The sequence below is a fragment of the Kribbella sp. VKM Ac-2568 genome (assembly GCF_004345365.1).
GTDB classification, from domain to species: Bacteria; Actinomycetota; Actinomycetes; order Propionibacteriales; family Kribbellaceae; genus Kribbella; species Kribbella orskensis.
Map to the genome: position 1 here is coordinate 280,633 of NZ_SLVF01000008.1, position 17,122 is coordinate 297,754.

At 69.1% G+C, this 17,122-nt stretch carries 19 protein-coding genes; 13 read left to right on the plus strand and 6 right to left on the minus strand.

Translation table 11 applies throughout. From position 1 onward, the window contains the following. Positions 1 to 3: 3 nt before the first annotated feature. From EV648_RS24585 to EV648_RS44785, 3 genes are read right to left on the minus strand one after another with little or no spacing between them, the layout of a single operon-like run. On the minus strand, positions 4 to 960 hold the full coding sequence (locus EV648_RS24585; protein ID WP_132296216.1) for a hypothetical protein: 957 nt from the start codon (positions 958 to 960) through the stop codon (positions 4 to 6). Beyond that, positions 957 to 1,598, minus strand: a complete 642-nt coding sequence (locus EV648_RS24590) for an RNA polymerase sigma factor (protein ID WP_241995568.1) — start codon at positions 1,596 to 1,598, stop codon at positions 957 to 959. Before EV648_RS24590 ends, EV648_RS24585 begins: the two co-directional genes overlap by 4 nt. 48 nt (positions 1,599 to 1,646) lie before the next feature. Then, positions 1,647 to 1,781 carry a hypothetical protein gene (locus EV648_RS44785; RefSeq protein WP_255512867.1) on the minus strand — a complete coding sequence of 45 codons (135 nt, stop codon included), beginning with the start codon at positions 1,779 to 1,781 and terminating at the stop codon, positions 1,647 to 1,649. Between the two features lie 19 nt (positions 1,782 to 1,800). Between EV648_RS44785 and EV648_RS24595 the strand changes: the two genes are divergently transcribed. The 3 genes from EV648_RS24595 to EV648_RS24605 all read left to right on the plus strand — a co-directional run bounded on the left by EV648_RS24595 (position 1,801) and on the right by EV648_RS24605 (position 3,312). After that, a complete protein-coding gene (locus EV648_RS24595; RefSeq protein WP_199234793.1) occupies positions 1,801 to 2,046 on the plus strand; it encodes a hypothetical protein in 246 nt (81 codons plus the stop codon). Position 2,047: 1 nt separating this feature from the next. Further along, complete coding sequence (aroQ, locus tag EV648_RS24600) at positions 2,048 to 2,488, plus strand: type II 3-dehydroquinate dehydratase (protein ID WP_132296749.1); 441 nt, start codon at positions 2,048 to 2,050, stop codon at positions 2,486 to 2,488. Between the two features lie 158 nt (positions 2,489 to 2,646). Further along, complete coding sequence (locus EV648_RS24605; protein ID WP_132296219.1) at positions 2,647 to 3,312, plus strand: response regulator transcription factor; 666 nt, start codon at positions 2,647 to 2,649, stop codon at positions 3,310 to 3,312. 16 nt (positions 3,313 to 3,328) lie between these two features. Here EV648_RS24605 and EV648_RS24610 read toward each other — a convergent pair whose 3' ends face one another. Next, positions 3,329 to 4,225 carry an EamA family transporter gene (locus tag EV648_RS24610; protein ID WP_132296222.1) on the minus strand — a complete coding sequence of 299 codons (897 nt, stop codon included), beginning with the start codon at positions 4,223 to 4,225 and terminating at the stop codon, positions 3,329 to 3,331. 76 nt (positions 4,226 to 4,301) lie between these two features. On the opposite strand from EV648_RS24610, the gene EV648_RS24615 reads away from it, so the two are divergent. Both EV648_RS24615 and fxlM read left to right on the plus strand, forming a co-directional pair. Beyond that, positions 4,302 to 4,799, plus strand: coding sequence for a MarR family winged helix-turn-helix transcriptional regulator (locus tag EV648_RS24615; RefSeq protein WP_132296225.1), 498 nt, complete (start codon positions 4,302 to 4,304; stop codon positions 4,797 to 4,799). A gap of 4 nt (positions 4,800 to 4,803) precedes the next feature. Next, positions 4,804 to 6,018, plus strand: a complete 1,215-nt coding sequence (gene fxlM, locus EV648_RS24620; RefSeq protein ID WP_132296227.1) for a methyltransferase, FxLD system — start codon at positions 4,804 to 4,806, stop codon at positions 6,016 to 6,018. 50 nt (positions 6,019 to 6,068) lie between these two features. On the opposite strand, the gene EV648_RS24625 is transcribed toward fxlM, so the two are convergent. Beyond that, the gene (locus EV648_RS24625) at positions 6,069 to 6,965 is read right to left on the minus strand and encodes a hypothetical protein (protein ID WP_132296230.1); all 897 of its coding nucleotides are present in this window, start codon (positions 6,963 to 6,965) and stop codon (positions 6,069 to 6,071) included. Between the two features lie 210 nt (positions 6,966 to 7,175). On the opposite strand from EV648_RS24625, the gene efp reads away from it, so the two are divergent. Together efp and nusB are read left to right on the plus strand one after the other, a co-directional pair. Further along, positions 7,176 to 7,709 (plus strand): elongation factor P, encoded by a 534-nt coding sequence (gene efp, locus EV648_RS24630; protein ID WP_241995598.1) that lies wholly within the window; start codon positions 7,176 to 7,178, stop codon positions 7,707 to 7,709. 23 nt (positions 7,710 to 7,732) lie between these two features. Further along, positions 7,733 to 8,143 carry a transcription antitermination factor NusB gene (gene nusB / locus EV648_RS24635; protein WP_132296233.1) on the plus strand — a complete coding sequence of 137 codons (411 nt, stop codon included), beginning with the start codon at positions 7,733 to 7,735 and terminating at the stop codon, positions 8,141 to 8,143. Positions 8,144 to 8,395: 252 nt separating this feature from the next. Here nusB and EV648_RS24640 read toward each other — a convergent pair whose 3' ends face one another. Beyond that, the gene (locus tag EV648_RS24640; protein WP_132188734.1) at positions 8,396 to 8,905 is read right to left on the minus strand and encodes a transcriptional regulator; all 510 of its coding nucleotides are present in this window, start codon (positions 8,903 to 8,905) and stop codon (positions 8,396 to 8,398) included. Between the two features lie 209 nt (positions 8,906 to 9,114). On the opposite strand from EV648_RS24640, the gene pyrR reads away from it, so the two are divergent. From pyrR to carB, 6 genes are all read left to right on the plus strand, one after another. Further along, positions 9,115 to 9,795 carry a bifunctional pyr operon transcriptional regulator/uracil phosphoribosyltransferase PyrR gene (pyrR, locus tag EV648_RS24645; protein ID WP_241995570.1) on the plus strand — a complete coding sequence of 227 codons (681 nt, stop codon included), beginning with the start codon at positions 9,115 to 9,117 and terminating at the stop codon, positions 9,793 to 9,795. After that, positions 9,795 to 10,742, plus strand: a complete 948-nt coding sequence (locus tag EV648_RS24650) for an aspartate carbamoyltransferase catalytic subunit (RefSeq protein ID WP_199234794.1) — start codon at positions 9,795 to 9,797, stop codon at positions 10,740 to 10,742. Before pyrR ends, EV648_RS24650 begins: the two co-directional genes overlap by 1 nt. A 76-nt stretch (positions 10,743 to 10,818) precedes the next feature. Beyond that, entirely contained in the window at positions 10,819 to 12,114 is a 1,296-nt protein-coding gene (locus tag EV648_RS24655) for a dihydroorotase (RefSeq protein WP_132296239.1), read from the plus strand. Beyond that, a complete protein-coding gene (locus tag EV648_RS24660) occupies positions 12,111 to 12,599 on the plus strand; it encodes a hypothetical protein (RefSeq protein ID WP_132296242.1) in 489 nt (162 codons plus the stop codon). The genes EV648_RS24655 and EV648_RS24660 overlap by 4 nt, the downstream gene beginning before the upstream one ends. Then, on the plus strand, positions 12,600 to 13,745 hold the full coding sequence (gene carA, locus EV648_RS24665; protein ID WP_132296245.1) for a glutamine-hydrolyzing carbamoyl-phosphate synthase small subunit: 1,146 nt from the start codon (positions 12,600 to 12,602) through the stop codon (positions 13,743 to 13,745). Beyond that, positions 13,745 to 17,122 carry a carbamoyl-phosphate synthase large subunit gene (gene carB / locus EV648_RS24670; protein ID WP_132296248.1) on the plus strand — a complete coding sequence of 1,126 codons (3,378 nt, stop codon included), beginning with the start codon at positions 13,745 to 13,747 and terminating at the stop codon, positions 17,120 to 17,122. Before carA ends, carB begins: the two co-directional genes overlap by 1 nt.

The window sequence follows — 17,122 nt, forward strand, 5'->3', positions numbered from 1 at the left end:
GGTTCAGCGCGGCTTGGTGCTGTCGGCCTGCAGTGAGATGACGGAATGCTTACCCTCGTTGGTCAGGGCGACGACATAACGCTCGGTTAGCGAGGCGCTGACAGGCTTGCCGGCCTGGTCCAGCAGCCGGGTCTCCAGCTGGACCTTGTCGCCGGCTACGAGCTTCGCCTCGGCCTGGGCCTGAACGTAGCCGAGGCCGTCGGTCACCTCGCTCGTGAACCACGGCGTCGGCTTGCCCTTCACGACGATCCGGCGCTGGACGGTGGCGGCCGCCGGGGGGGCAACGACCCACCGGCTCGTCGACAGCTTCGTCGGTTTGCGCCCACTCAGGTCAATGATCAGCCCGACGCCATCACCGGTACCGCCGAGGCCGTCCGGGTACTTGGTGCTGAAAGTCCCGAACTCGTAGTCGCGTTGCACGTGGCCGTGCGCGTCTTTCGTCGGCATCCGGCCGACGCAGGCGTAGATGCGGTCGCCTGACTTGACCGCGACGGTCCAGCGCGTGCTGCCGGGGGGCGGTCCGGCGACCTGTCCGGCGATCTGGGTCGCGTGCAGAATCTTGTCGACCTTCGCTCCGGCTCCGGGCCAGTTCAGTGGCGCCGTTCCGGAGGTCTGCCCGGGAATGTCCTTGGAACCGATCCACTTGGCGCACTCGGTCCCGAACGCCTTCGCCTGGGCGTCGGTGAGCTTGCCCCGGTCGATCGAAACGGTCTGCTCGGTCGGCTTGTTCGTCGCCGCCTTGCTCGCACCGACCGACTGCCCGGCCGCGCCCGGGTCGTCATGCTTCAGCAGCGACGGCACGGTGAGAGCGCCGGCGGCAACCACCGCGATCGACGCGGCGGCCGTAACCGGCAGCAGCCAGCTCCTCCGGCCACGCTTCTCGTCGGTCTCGGCCAGTAGGTGGTCAAGGATCGTGGTCTTGTTGGGGAGCGGTCGCTCCGCCGGGATCTGCTTGGTCATCCGAGCCCCTCCGTGGTGCCGAGATCGAGGAGGCCGGCCAGGCGCGTCCGCGCTCTGGACAGCCGGGATTTGACGGTGCCTTCCGGTACGCCGAGGGCTCTGGCCGCCTCGGCGATCGAGCACTCCGACCAGATGACGAGCTCGACGGCCTCGCGCTGCTTGGCCGGGATCCGGTCGAGCAGCCGGCGGATCTCGCTCATCGCGCGTTCGTCGTCGACCCGGTCCGCCGCCGCTCCCGAATGGTCGGGGACGGTGCCGCTGTGATCGATCAGCTCGACCCGGTCCGTCAACGCTGTCTGTCGCCGTGAGGACCGCAGGACGTTGCCGCACTCATATCCAGCCATCACCAGCAGCAGCGGCCGGGCGGTGGCGAGTGTCAGCCGGTCGATCCGGCCGGCGCGAGCCCGTCGCCAGAGCGCGACGAAGGTCGCCTGGACGACATCCTCGGCGCTCGCCCACGACGACGTCCGCCGGAAGGCGAAGTTGTAGACCGCGTCGCTGTGGCGATGGAACAGATCGGCCAGGGCCTGCTCGTCGGCGACCCGGAGTCGTTCCCACAGCTCCCGGTCGTCGCTGACCGTGGACCTGGGGCTCGCCTCCATCCGCCGCACTCCCATCGTTGCTGTTCTTGTGCTCATACCGGGGAGAGTCCGGCAGTCGCGGCGCGGGTTCCATCGGGCTCGAAGTCAGCCCAGTTCGTCCGGCAGCGGGCGGTGGTGCAGGACGTCGAGCCGGGAAACCGCTCTGGTCAGCACAACATAGGGACGGTTCAGGCCGCGGGTTTCGGCCTCGATGATCGCGGCCGGCTCGACGGCGATCACGCCGATGGACCCTTCTTCCTTGAGCGCCGATCTCGCTCTGCACCAGATCTCCGACCACGCCCATGAAGCCGCCCGGGTCGTGCGGGCGTCGGCCGCCTCGCCGGTCGAGGCACTGCGCGATCACTTCCTGGCCGGTCTGGAACGGCGCGACCCGGTCACCGGGCTGAACGACCGTCCCGAGGTGCTCGCCTATTACCGGCTGAGGCCGTCGACGAGGCGACCCGCGCGTACGGGCGGCTCACCACTAGGGTGGAGCTGTGACTGATGTGGCTGGTGGGCGTCGTGTACTGGTGCTGAACGGACCGAATCTCGGCCGGCTCGGATCGCGCGAGCCCGACGTGTACGGCGCGACGACGTTCGCGGATCTCGTCGCGGAGTGCGAGAAGACCGGCGCCGAACTCGGCCTCGAGGTGGAGGTCCGGCAGACCGACGACGAGGCAGAACTGGTCGGCTGGCTGCACGAGGCCGCCGACACGAAGACCCCGGTGGTGCTGAACCCGGCGGCCTTCACCCACTACTCGTACGCCCTGCGCGACGCCTGCGCCCAACGCACCGCCCCGCTGATCGAGATCCACATCAGCAACCCGGCGGCCCGCGAGGAGTTCCGCCACACCAGCGTCGTGGCCGCCGTAGCCACCGGCACCATCGCCGGCTTCGGCCTGAACTCCTACCGCCTGGCTCTCCAAGCCCTCACCACCCTCCCGTAACCCCCGCACCCCGGCCCGCTGCGCTGTCCAGTACGTCTTCCGTGCTAGCTCGGTTGTTTCGTCTTAAGGCTGGCTGAAGGGTGGGTGGGGAGGATGGGTGCGTCGAATGGGGGTCCGGTGTGAGTACAGAGGTTCAGCGCTCTGGGGGAGTGGGGCTCATGACGCAGCAACGCGTGCCGGTGTGGGTGCAGGCGCTTGATCCGTTGTCGCGGTTCGGGTTGATGCACGCGTTGAGGCAGCGCCGGGAGATCCTGCTGATCAGCGACGCCGACCTGGCGGAGTTCCAGCAGGCGCAGGCAGACCAGCGCACCGCCCCGCCGCTGGTTGCGCTCATCGTCGTCGACTCGCTGGACACGACGGCGGTCCAGGTACTGCGATCGGCCGCGCAGCGCGGGTGTCGCAGGATCGTGCTGATCAGCAGCACGATCGACGACGACGCGCTGATGACCGCGGTCGAGTTCGGCGTCTCAGGAGTACTGCGACGCGCGGACGCCACGGCCGACCGGATCGTGCACCTTCTGCAGTCGGCCGCCGCCGGCAACGGCAACCTGCCACCGGATCTGCTCGGCCGTCTGCTCGGCCAGGTGTCCCGGATGCAGCGCCAGGTCCTCGCGCCGCGCGGCCTGTCCCGCACCGGCCTGTCCGACCGCGAGACCCAGGTCCTGCGCCTCGTTGCCGACGGCAAGGACACCCAGGAGATCGCTCGCGAGATGTCGTACTCCGAGCGCACCGTCAAGAACGTCCTCCACGACATCACCACCCGCCTCCAACTCAGGAACCGCTCTCACGCCGTCGCCTACGCCCTCCGCGAAGGCCTCATCTGACGCGCACACCAAGCGCTCAGGTCCTTTCGAGAACGGGGACGAGCACCGGTGGCGCGGGTGCCTTCTTCTTCGTCTGGGCAACTACCAAGGCGGTCAGCACGACGAGGCCGCCGATGAGCTGGGCGGGGCTCAACCGCTGGTCGAGAGCGAGCCAGCCGAGGACGGTCGCGACCACCGGGCTGAGGAGTCCGAGGAAGGTGACGTCGGTGGGGGAGAGGCCTCGGAGCCCGCGGAACCACAGGGCGTAGGCCACAGCGGATCCGATGATCGTCAGGTAGGTGTAGCCGGCCAGGTTGGCGAAGGTCAGAGACGCGGGCAGCGCTCCCTCGACGATCCAGGCAATCGGTAGGAGAAGGATTCCTCCTGCGACGAGTTGCCAGCCTGTGGTCGCCAGCAGGGGAGCCGGTGATGCCCAGCGCTTGCTGAGCACGACCCCGGTCGCCATCACGACGGCACCTCCGAGCGCGGCGACCACGCCCCACGCGTCGAGCCGCGCGTCGGCCCGCAGTACGAGGAGGCTGACGCCGGCCACGCCTGCGATCGCGGCCAGCAGCTTCCGCGTGGACAGGCGCTCGGCGAGCAGGCCGGTCGACAGTACGGCGACCAGCAGGGGCTGCAGTGCGCCGACGGTCGCCGCGACCCCGCCCGGCAGCCGGTACGCCGCGATGAACAGCAGGGCGAAGAACACGCCGATGTTGAGCGCGCCGAGGACGAAGGCGCGCCACCACCAGATCCCTTGCGGCAGCCGCCGGGTGATCGCGACGAGCAGCAGCCCGGCCGGGAGGGCGCGGATCACCGCGGCGAGGAGCGGACGGCCCGGCGGGAGCAGTTCCGTTGTGACCAGATACGTGGTTCCCCACAGCGACGGCGCGATGGCCGTGACCAGGATCAGGGTGAGTCGATTGCTTAGCACTAAGACAATATATCTCAGCGCTAAGCAATCTTTCAAGATTTTAGCTCACCGCTAAGAGATCCACTACGCTGAACGGATGGCGGATCATGTCGACCTGGTGCTCGAACAGTGGGGCGAGCAGCGCCCCGACCTGGACGCGTCGCCGATGGCGGTGCTGGGCCGGCTGAAGCGGCTGGCGCTCCTGGTCGACGGCGAACTCCGGCGCAACTTCGCCGCCCACGACCTCGACTCGGCCTCCTTCGACGTGCTGGCGACGCTGCGCCGGAGCAACGCGGAGCACAGCCTGACCCCGGCCGGTCTGATGCGATCGTCGATGGTCACCTCCGGCGCGATCACCCAGCGGCTGGACCGGCTCGAGTCTCGCGGTCTGGTCACCCGGAGCCGCAGTGAGACCGACGGCCGCGGCGTCGAGGTGACGCTCACCCCGGCCGGCCTCGAGTTGATCGACGCCACCCTGCCGACCCACGTGGCCACCGAGAACCGGCTGCTGGAAGCGCTGTCCGGACCGGAACGCGAAGCCCTCGCGGACACGCTGCGGACCTTGCTCGAATCCCTCGGCGACAAGACGGACTGACGGTATGACCGCGGCCGGCAACGACCCCCGGTACGCCGAGAGGTTGCGCTCGGCGCTCACCGATCTCCTGGTGACGCAGGGCGTGATCCGCGACGAGCGGGTCGAGGCGGCCTTCCGGGCAGTGCCGCGGCACGTCTTCGTGCCGTTGGTGCCGCTGGAGATCGCGTACACCGACGACGTGGTGCTGATGAAGCGCGACGAGGCCGGGGTCGCGATCAGCTCGGTCTCCCAGCCGACCGTGGTTGCGATGATGCTCGAGCAGGCGGACATCCGGCCGGGGCACCGGGTACTGGAGATCGGCTCGGGCGGCTACAACGCCGCGCTGCTGAAGGAACTGGTCGGTCCGGACGGCTCGGTGACCACTATCGACATCGATCCGGACGTCGTGGACCGAGCGCGGGCGAGTCTCGCCGAAGCGGGATACCCGGAGGTCAGCGTGGTCTGGACCGATGGCGAGTTCGGGTTGCCGGAGAGCGCTCCCTACGACCGGATCGTGGTCACGGTGACGGCCTGGGACATCGCCCCGGCCTGGATCGACCAGCTCGGCGCGGACGGGCGGATCGTCGTACCGCTGCGGGTGCGGGGGCAGACGCGGTCGATCGCCTTCGACCTGGAGGACGGGTTCCTGCGGAGCCGGTCGATGACGCTGTGCGGGTTCGTGAACATGCAGGGGGCCGGGGCGAACTTCGAGCGGGTGGTCCCGATCCATGGGGACAAGGTCGGGTTGAGCATCGACGAGGACCAGTCGATCGACGCGGCCGCGCTCGACGGAGTACTGCAGCAGCCGCGGGCGCGGGCCTGGTCGGCGGTGCTGATGAACCGCGAGGAGCCGGTGTCCGATCTCGATCTGTGGCTGGCGTCGACGCTGCCCGGGTACTGCGTGCTGACTGCCGGGCGGTCCGCGCGGAAGAAGGGGCTGGTGTCACCGACGCCGCGCTGGGGAGCGTCCGCGATCGTTGCCGGCGGCACCCTTGCCTACGTGACCTCGAGAGCGACCGCCGACCCGGACTTCGTGGAACTCGGGGCGATCGGACACGGACCGGACGCGGCCGACCTGGTCGAGCGGCTGGCCGCCCAGATCCAGTTCTGGCATCACCACCACCGCCACGGCCCCGAGCCCGTTCTCACCGTCCACCCCGCGACAACCCCCACTGCCGAGCTTCCCACCGGCCATCACATCACCACCCGCCACACCCGAACAACCATCACCTGGCCCTGACGATGCGGCGCTCGGTCAGCTAGGCGTGGGTTCCGGGGATCGGCTGTGGGTCAGTTGTTCTGCTGGGGTGGGCGGCCGGCGTTGCGGACTGTTTGCCAGAGCTCGTCCATGTCGGTGCGGTCGTCGGGCTCGGGCTTGTCGACCCAGCCGCTGGCCCAGACGTTCTCGTCGGGGTCGGTGTCGAAGACGGATTCGGCGAACGCGGCGGAGCCGACGTACCGGGTCTCTTCCTCGGCCGGCTCGGGGCGGGGAGCGCTCTCGGGGCTCTCCTGGATGTTCTGATCGGCCTTCGGGCGGCCCGGGGGAGCGACCAGGCTGCGGGCATACTTCTGGGCCTCGATGATGCCCATGTCCCGCTCCTCGCAGAGCAGCCGGACCGCGGCGACCTCGTTGCCGGAGGCCATCAGTTCACGGATGCGCTGCTCGAACTCGCCCTTCGGGGTCGGCAGGTTGTTCTGCGGCGGCCGGTGAGACTGCTGCCAGACGACGGGCGGAGGCGGCGGGTACTGACCCGACTGGAACTGGGCGGGCTGGTACTGGCCTGGCGGCGTGTAGTTCTGCCGCGGACCCGGCCCGGAGACCTGCCCGGACATGGTCGGCGCGGGACCGGAGTACTGGCCGGGTGCTGGGTACTGACCGGGACCGGCGGCTTGCTTTCCTGCCTGGAGGAGTTGGTGGAGCATGCCGGCCAGTTGCGCGCTGCTCTGCGCCCGGCCGGACCCCTGGCTCTGAGGAGCGGGCGACCTGTTGCCCTGGCCCTGGCCGGCGGGTTGTGTGTACTGGCCCTGCAACTGGGTGGGCTGCGCGCTGGACTGCTGTGCTTGCATCCGCTCGATCAGGCGCTGCACCCGTGGGCTGGGGTTGCTCTTGTCCGCCTTGCGGTTGCCCGCGTTCTTGATCAGCGCGCCGACGATCAGAACCCCGATGAAGACGATGAACTCCACCATCAAATGCCTCCCGGCGCCGCTCACTGAACTACCTGGTACTCAGCGTAGGGGCACCCCGGTCCTCCCGCGGGCCACCGGCCGGGCGGTGAGTCCGGCAGCGAGTGGGCGGGGAGTCGGCCGCAGTACGTGGTGCCCGCTACAATCTGGCGTACCGCTGATCACTTTCGAAGGGTTTCCCGCGTGGCAACGACGAACGACCTCAAGAACGGCATGGTGCTCAACCTGGATGGGCAGCTGTGGTCCGTCGTCTGGTTCCAGCACCACAAGCCCGGCAAGGGCGGTGCCGTGATGCGGACGAAACTGAAGAACGTGCTGTCGGGCAAGGTGGTCGACAAGACCTTCAACGCCGACGTCAAGGTCGAGGTGGCCAATGTCGACAAGCGGGACATGACGTACCTGTACAACGACGGCGGTTCCTACGTCTTCATGGACAGCTCCACCTACGAGCAGGTCCATGTCACCCCCGAGGTGGTCGGCGACGCCTCGCACTTCCTGCTGGAGAACCAGGACGCCATCGTCGCCGTGCACGAGGAGCTGCCGCTGTACGTCGAGCTCCCGCCGTCGGTCGAGCTGACCGTCGAGTACACCGAGCCGGGCCTGCAGGGCGACCGCTCGACCGGTGGCACCAAGCCGGCCAAGCTCGAGACCGGCTACACGATCAACGTCCCGCTGTTCCTGACCACCGGCGAGAAGGTCAAGGTGGACACCCGGACCGGGGACTACCTCGGCCGCGTCACGTCCTGAGCCCCGAAAGCTGACAACAGAACATGTCTGCCCGTAGCAAGGCCCGCAAGCGCGCCCTCGACGTGCTCTACGAGTCGGAGGTCCGCGGGCTGCCCGTCGGCGGCACCCTCGGCGACCGGGTGGCTGACAACGACCCGCCGGTGAACGAGTTCACCGTGGCGCTGGTCGAGGGTGTCTCGGACCACATCGACGCGATCGACGAGCTGCTCAGCACCCACTCGGTGGGCTGGACGCTGGACCGGATGCCGGCGGTCGACCGCAACATCCTGCGGATCGGCGTCTACGAGCTGCTGTTCGACGAGCAGGTGCCGGACGTGGTGGCGGTCAGCGAGGCGGTCTCGATGGCGCGCGACCTGTCCACCGATGAGTCGCCGGCCTTCGTGAACGGCCTGCTGGCCCGGCTGTTGCAGCTCAAGCCGACCCTCGGAGTCTGAGCTTCGGCGTTCGTGCTGCCGGAGTCTGAACAGACCCCGGTGAGGACAACAGGCCCGGTACCGCCACGGTACGGTGCCGGGCCTTCTCAGCGCCCCCGTTCCTCGGCGCGGGGGGAACGGCCCCGGCCTGGTTACTGAAAATGCCTGGTACTACGTGCTTCAGGTCCTGCTGTGGCCCGTCCTCGTGAAGGAGGGCGGGCAGGCGGCCGTGGGCAAGCTGCTACGAGCCCCGACCGTCTTGTCGCGCCCGGCTCAGCCGGCTGCTTCGGACTCCTCGACGTCGCCCTTCGCCTCCGGGTTGAGTACGCCCCAGGAGATGAAACGCTCGGTCAGAGTCGTCGGCGACTCGTCGTAGATCACCGCAAGAGTGCGCATGTCGTCCTGACGGATCGACAACACCTTGCCGTTGTAGTCCCCGCGCTGAGCCTGGATCGTGGCCGCGTACCGCGTCAGCGGACCGGCCTCGCTCGCGTCGAGGTGCTGCAGAGCCTCCAGATCGAGGATCAACCGGGGCGGAGCTGCAGCCGCAGCAGCCGCACTGGCGGATCCAGGAAGCAGCTCACGGATCGGCACGCCGTAGAAATCGGCGAGCTCCGCGAGCTTCTGGACGGTGACGGCCCGATCGCCACGCTCGTACGAGCCGACGACGACCGCCTTCCAGCGACCCTTGGACTTCTCTTCCACGCCGTGCAGCGATAGTCCCTGCTGCTGGCGGATGGCGCGCAACTTGCCGCCCAGTGTCTTCGCGTATTCGCTAGGCACGCTGGTTCTTCCCTCCGACTTTTGATCGATTACCGAGTGGCCCGGATGGGTGGGCCGTTTTGGTGAAACCCCCCACGATTACACAGAGTAACAATATTCCGGCCGCGAGGCCAGCGTCAAGACGGCGTGTCACATCCGCTAGCATGTCAAGCGGTCCGAACGTCCTTTAAAGACCCGTCCAGAGAGGCGGGAAAGGAGGAACGGTAGCGATGAGCCCTGCCTTGGTACCAGAGCCCGCGCCCGAGTCAGTCCCCGAGACTGCCCCGGTCGCCAAGGCCGTACCCCGCACAGTGCTGGATGCTTCCGACATTTCCCGGGCACTGACCCGGATCGCGCACGAGATCCTCGAGCGCAACCGCGGTGCCGACCCCGTGGTCCTGCTGGGTATTCCCACCCGAGGGGTGGGGCTGGCCAGCCGCATCTCCGACCGCATCGCGGCGGTCGAGGGGCGGAGCGTGCCGACAGGATCACTCGACGTGACGATGTACCGCGACGACATCGGCCTGAAGCCGGCCCGCGCGCTGGAACACACCGACATCCCGCCGGGTGGCATCGACGGCAAGGTCGTCGTGCTGGTCGACGACGTGCTGTTCTCCGGCCGCACCATCCGCGCCGCGCTGGACGCGATCGGCGACATCGGCCGCCCGAGGGCGGTCCAACTGGCCGTGCTGGTCGATCGCGGGCACCGCGAACTGCCCATCCGCGCCGACTACGTCGGCAAGAACCTGCCCACCTCGCTGGTGGAGCGCGTCACGGTCCACCTGACCGAGTACGACGGCTCCGACGCCGTCCTGATCGCCGACCAGGCCCACCCGGACAAGACCCGCCCCGACAGGACATCGGCTGAGAAGAAGTCCGGCAGCACCGACAAGACGGGAGCCTCCGCGTGATGCGGCATCTGCTGAGCGCGGGCGATCTGAGCCGCGACGACGCGCACCTGATCCTGGACACCGCCGAGGAGATGCGCTCGCTGGCGGACCGGCCGATCAAGAAGCTGCCGGCACTGCGCGGCCGCACGGTGGTGAACCTCTTCTTCGAGGACTCCACCCGGACCCGGATCTCGTTCGAGGCGGCCGCCAAGCGGTTGTCCGCCGACGTGATCAACTTCTCCGCCAAGGGCTCGAGCGTGAGCAAGGGCGAGAGCCTGAAGGACACGGCGCTGACCCTGCAGGCGATGGGCGCGGACGGTGTCGTCTGCCGTCACGGCTCCTCGGGCGCGCCGCACCTGCTGGCCAACTCCGGCTGGCTGACGGGCGCGGTCGTGAACGCCGGTGACGGCACTCACGAGCACCCGACCCAGGCGCTGCTCGACGCCTTCACCATGCGACGCCACCTCGGCTCGCTCGAGGGCCGCCGGATCACCATCGTCGGCGACGTCCTGCACAGCCGGGTGGCCCGGTCGAACGTGCTGCTGCTCTCGACCCTCGGTGCCGACGTCACCGTGGTGGCGCCCCCGACGCTGCTCCCGGTCGACATGACCACCTGGCCCTGCGAGACGTCGTACGACCTGGACGCGGCGCTGGCCAAGAGCGACGCGGTGATGATGCTGCGAGTCCAGCGCGAGCGGATGAACGACGCGTTCTTCCCCAGCGCCCGCGAGTACACCCGCCGCTACGGCCTGGACGTGCACCGGATGGCGCAACTGCCGGACGAGGCGATCGTGCTGCACCCCGGCCCGATGAACCGTGGCATGGAGATCAGCGCCGAGGTCGCCGACTCGACCCGCTCGGTGATCGTCGAGCAGGTCACCAATGGCGTCGCGATCCGGATGGCCGTGCTCTACCTGCTGCTCTCAGGAACGTCCGAAACACCGAACACCGAGGAGACCACCGCGTGAGCGAGCGTAGCGAGGTCACCATCCAACACAGTCCGTCTTGCGCCTCATCGGCGCCCGGAGCGAAGCGAGGACGTCGATGAGCTCGTACCTGATCACCGGAGCGAGCATCGTCGGCGGTGAGGTGGCGGACCTGCTGATCGACAACGGCGAGATCGTCGCCATCGGCAACGATCTGGACGCGCCGGCCGATGCCACCACGATCGACGGCACCGGCAAGATCGCGCTCCCCGGTCTGGTCGACCTGCACACCCACCTGCGTGAGCCCGGTCGCGAGGACGCCGAGACCGTACTCACCGGCACCCGGGCCGCGGCGCTGGGCGGGTTCACCGCCGTGTTCGCGATGGCCAACACCGAACCGGTCGCCGACACCGCCGGCGTCGTCGAGCAGGTCTGGCGCCTCGGTCGCGAAGCCGGGTACGCCGACGTCTACCCGATCGGCGCGGTCACGGTCGGCCGGCAGGGGACGCAGCTCGCGGAACTGGGCGCGATGGCGGAATCGGCGGCCCGGGTGCGAGTGTTCTCCGACGACGGCGACTGCGTCTGGGATGCCGCCCTGATGCGGCGCGCGCTCGAGTACGTGAAGGCCTTCGGAGGCACGATCGCCCAGCACGCGCAGGAGCCCCGGCTCACCCAGGGCGCCCAGATGAACGAGGGAGCGCTCTCCGGTGTTCTCGGCCTGACCGGCTGGCCGAGTGTGGCCGAGGAGTCGATCATCGCGCGCGACATCCTGCTGAACGCGCACGTCGGGTCCAAGCTGCACATCTGCCACCTGTCCACCAAGGGCTCGGTCGAGATCGTCCGGGCCGCGAAGCGCCGGGGGCTCGAGGTCACCGCCGAGGTGACGCCGCACCACCTGCTGCTGACCGAGGACAAGGTCGAGTCGTACAACCCGGTCTACAAGGTGAACCCGCCGCTGCGAACCAAGGAGGACGTCGAGGCGGTCCGCGAGGGGCTGGCCGACGGGACGATCGACATCGTGGCCACCGACCACGCGCCGCACCCGGTCGAGGACAAGGACTGCGAGTGGAGCGCGGCGGCGTTCGGGATGACCGGGCTGGAGACCGCACTCTCGGTGGTCCAGCACGCGATGATCGACACCAAGCTGATGACGTGGGCGGACCTCGCCGACCGGATGAGCTACCGCCCGGCCGCGATCGGCCAGGTCAGCGGCGAGCACGGACAGCCGCTGGCAGCGGGCGCGCCCGCCAACCTGGTCCTGGTCGACCCGGCCGGTGAGCGCACCGTGGTACCGAGTGAAACGGCTTCGTTGTCGCGGAACACGCCTTTCGACGGGATGACGTTGCCCGGTCGCGTCGTCGCGACCTTCCTCCGCGGGAAGCCGACCGTGTTGGACGGGAAGCTGACCCGGTGAAGACGGTTCTGGGCATCGTCGGCACCTTGCTGGTGATCGGCGCGGGCTGGTTCGGCATGTACCGCGGCTGGCGCAACCGCCAGCAGCGGCAGGCCGATCTGGCCCCGCTCCCGGCCGTCCCGGCCGACGTCAAAGGCACCAAGACAGAGGGCGTGTACGTCGCGACGACGACGGCAGGCGACTGGATGGACCGGATCGCCGTGCACGAGCTCGGAGTCCGCAGTACGGCGGACCTGGCCGTCAGTGAGGCCGGCCTGATCTTCCACCGGCAGGGCGCGGCGGATGTCTTCATCCCGGCCGGCCACCTGACCGGGGTCCGGACCGACCGCGGCATCGCCGGGAAGGTGACCGCCGAGGCGTCCGGTCTCGTGGTGGTCACCTGGACCCACGACGGCCACGAGCTCGACACCGGCTTCCGGCCCCGCCGCAAGGCCGACACCGCCCCCTTGACCGATTCCATCTCGATCCTGATCGGAGCCGAGTAAATGAGCCAGGCAGCTTCCACAGCCGCCCTGCTGGTCCTCGAGGACGGCCGCGCCTTCGCCGGTACGTCGTACGGGGCGACCGGCGAGACCTTCGGCGAGGCGGTGTTCACCACCGGCATGACCGGCTACCAGGAGACGCTGACCGACCCGTCGTACCACCGCCAGATCGTCACCCAGACCGCGCCGCACATCGGCAACACCGGGGTGAACGACGAGGATGACGAGTCCCACCGGATCTGGGTCGCCGGGTACGTCGTCCGCGACCCCGCCCGGGTGCCGTCGAACTGGCGCGCCAAGCGAACCCTCGACGACCAGCTGAAGGCGCAGGGCATCGTCGGGATCTCCGGCATCGACACCCGCGCCCTGACCCGCCACCTGCGCGAGCGCGGCGCGATGCGGGCCGGCATCTCCACCGAGATCCTGGACCCCGCGGCGCTGCTGGCCAAGGTGCTCGAGCAGCCGCCGATGGTCGGCGCCGACCTGGCCTCCGAAGTCACCGCCGCCGAGGCGTACGTCGTGCCGGCCGAGGGGGAGAAGCGCTTCACGGTCGTCGCGCTCGACCTCGGGATCAAGTCGATGACGCCGAAGCGGATGGCCGAGAGGGGGATCGAGGTCCACGTGCTGCCGGCCACCGCGACGCTGGAGGAGGTGCTGGCGGTGAACCCGGACGGCATCTTCATGAGCAACGGCCCGGGCGACCCGGAGACCACCGAGCACCCGACCACCCTGCTCAAACAACTCCTGGAGCAGAACAAGCCGTACTTCGGCATCTGCTTCGGCAACCAGGTCTTCGGCCGGGCTCTCGGGCTCGGCACCTTCAAGCTGAAGTACGGCCACCGCGGCATCAACCAGCCGGTGCTCGACCGGGCCACCGGCAAGGTCGAGATCACCGCGCAGAACCACGGGTTCGCTGTGGACGCGCCGATCGACGAGAAGGTCGAGACGCCGTACGGGACCGCCGAGGTCAGCCACGTCTCGCTCAACGACAACGTGGTCGAGGGTCTGAAGCTGACCGGGCGCGACGGACGGGTGCTGGCCTTCTCGGTCCAGTACCACCCGGAGGCCGCGGCCGGTCCGCACGACTCGGCCTACCTCTTCGACCGCTTCGTAGAACTGATGGCTTCGACTTCTGAGAGGGCCAGCTGATGCCCCGCCGTACAGACATCGAGTCGGTGCTGGTGATCGGCTCCGGGCCCATCGTGATCGGCCAGGCCTGCGAGTTCGACTACTCCGGCACCCAGGCCTGCCGGGTGCTCAAGGAGGAGGGTTTCCGGGTCATCCTGGTGAACTCGAACCCGGCCACGATCATGACGGACCCGGAGTTCGCCGACGCCACCTACGTCGAGCCGATCACGCCGGAGTTCGTCGAGAAGGTGATCGAGAAGGAGCGCCCGAACGTCCTGCTCGCCACCCTGGGCGGCCAGACCGCGCTGAACGCGGCAATCGCTCTGCACGAGAACGGCGTGCTGGAGAAGTACGGCGTCGAGCTGATCGGCGCCTCGGTGGACGCGATCCAGCGCGGTGAGAACCGCGAGTCGTTCAAGGCGATCGTGGAGAAGCTGGGCGCCGAGGTCGCGCGCTCGGTGGTCTGCCACACCCTCGACGACGTGCTCGCCGCCGCGGTCGAGCTGGGCTACCCGCTGGTGGTCCGGCCGTCCTTCACGATGGGCGGCGTCGGCTCCGGGATGGCGTACGACGAACCGGACCTGCGGCGGATCGCCGGGGCCGGGCTGTCCGCCAGCCCGACGACGGAGGTCCTGATCGAGGAGTCCATCGTCGGCTGGAAGGAGTACGAGCTGGAGGTGATGCGCGACAAGGCCGACAACGTGGTGATCATCTGCTCGATCGAGAACGTCGACCCGATGGGCGTGCACACCGGCGACTCGGTCACGGTGGCGCCGGCGATGACGCTGACGGACCGTGAGTACCAGGTGATGCGCGACCTGGCCATCGGCATCATCCGCGAGGTCGGCGTCGACACCGGCGGCTGCAACATCCAGTTCGCGGTGGACCCCGCCGACGGCCGGCTGATCGTGATCGAGATGAACCCGCGGGTGTCCCGGTCGTCCGCGCTGGCGTCGAAGGCGACCGGCTTCCCGATCGCCAAGATCGCGGCGAAGGTCGCGATCGGCTACACGCTGGACGAGATCCCGAACGACATCACCAAGCAGACCCCGGCGAGCTTCGAGCCGACGCTGGACTACGTCGTCGTGAAGGTGCCGCGGTTCGCGTTCGAGAAGTTCCCGGCCGCGGACGCCACGCTGACCACGCACATGAAGAGCGTGGGCGAGGCGATGGCGATCGGCCGCAACTACACCGAGGCGCTGCAGAAGGCGCTTCGCTCGCTGGAGAAGCCGGAGGCGCGGTTCACGTGGGCCGATGCGCCCGCGAGTGAGCTCGAGCCGTTGCTGGAGGCAATCAGGACGCCGCACGACGGCCGGCTGCGCACGATCATGGACGCGATCCGCGCGGGGGCGAGTCCCGAGCAGATCTTCGACGCGACCAAGATCGACCCGTGGTTCGTGGACCAGCTGTACCTGATCCACGAGACCGCTCTCCAGGTCGCGGCCGCACCCCGGCTGACCCCGGAGATCCTCCGGCTCGCCAAGCGCCACGGATTCTCCGACCTCCAGCTGGCGGAGATCCGCGGGCTCACGGAGGACGTCGTACGGGGTGTCCGGCAGGCGCTGGGGATCCGGCCGGTCTTCAAGACGGTGGACACCTGCGCGGCCGAGTTCGCCGCCGCCACGCCGTACCACTACTCGTCGTACGACGAGGAGAGCGAGGTGGCTCCGCGCACGGAGCCCGCCGTACTGATCCTCGGCTCGGGTCCGAACCGGATCGGGCAGGGCATCGAGTTCGACTACTCCTGCGTGCACGCGTCGATGGCGCTGCGCGACGCCGGCTACTGCACCGTGATGGTGAACTGCAACCCGGAGACCGTCTCCACCGACTACGACACCTCGGACCGGCTGTACTTCGAGCCGCTCACCTGCGAGGACGTGCTGGAGATCGTGTACGCCGAGCTGCAGGCGGGCCCGGTCGCCGGGGTCATCGTGCAACTGGGCGGGCAGACTCCGCTCGGACTGGCCCAGCGGCTCGCGGACGCGGGGGTGCCGATCGTCGGCACGTCACCCGAGGCGATCCACCTGGCGGAGGAGCGCGGCGCCTTCGGCAAGGTGCTCGCCGACGCCTCGCTGCCCGCGCCGAAGCACGGCACCGCGATGTCCTTCGACCAGGCCCAGACGATCGCCGCCGAGATCGGTTTCCCCGTGCTCGTGCGGCCGTCGTACGTGCTGGGTGGGCGCGGCATGGAGATCGTCTACAGCGAGGCCGAGCTGACCGCCGCGCTGCAGCGGCTCAGCGGTGACGCGATCGCGGCGAACTGGGAGCACCCGGTGCTGATCGATCGGTTCCTGGACGACGCGGTCGAGATCGACGTGGACGGGCTGTACGACGGCGACGAGTTGTTCCTCGGCGGCGTGATGGAGCACATCGAGGAGGCCGGCGTGCACTCGGGCGACTCGTCCTGCGCGCTGCCGCCGATCACCCTCGGGAACGCGGACATCCAGAAGATCCGCGAGTCCACCGAGGCGATCGCGCGCGGCGTCGGAGTACGGGGTCTGCTGAACGTGCAGTACGCGCTCGCCGGCGACGTGCTCTACGTGCTCGAGGCGAACCCGCGCGCGTCGCGGACGGTGCCGTTCGTCTCCAAGGCGACGGCGACCCCGCTGGCTAAGGCCGCGGCCCGGGTGATGCTCGGGGCAACGATCGCCGACCTGCGGGCCGAGGGGATGCTCCCGGCTCAGGGCGACGGTGGCACGCTGCCGGCTTCGACGCCGATCGCGGTCAAGGAGGCCGTGATGCCGTTCAACCGGTTCCGGACGATCGACGGTACGTCCGTCGACACCCTGCTCGGGCCGGAGATGCGGTCCACCGGCGAGGTGATGGGCATCGACGACACCTTCGGTACCGCGTTCGCCAAGTCCCAGGCAGGGGCGTCCCAGCCGCTGCCGGGATCCGGCAAGGTGTTCGTGTCGGTCGCGAACCGGGACAAGCGGCACATGATCTTCCCGGTCAAGCGGCTGGCGGATCTCGGCTTCCTGATCTACGCGACCGAGGGAACGGCCGACGTACTGCGGCGCAACGGGGTCGAGGCGGTCACCGTGCGCAAGAGCAGCCAGGGCCCGGGGCCGAACGGCGAGCCGACGATCGTCCAGATGGTCCAGGACGGTGAGCTGAACCTGATCGTCAACACCCCGATCGGGATCACCCAGGGCGGTTCGCCGCGCATCGACGGCTACGAGATCCGCAGCGCGGCGGTGGCCCGCAACATCCCGTGCATCACCACGGTGCAGGGCCTGGCCGCGGCGGTGCAGGGGATCGAGGCGCAGCAGGCCGGGGACATCGGAGTGCGCTCCCTGCAGGACTGGACCTCCCGGATCCGCGGCACGGCCGACTCGGCGCCGGGTGCCGGCGCTAACGTCGGCGCCCGTTCGGCCAGTGGGGGTGTGGAGAGCTGA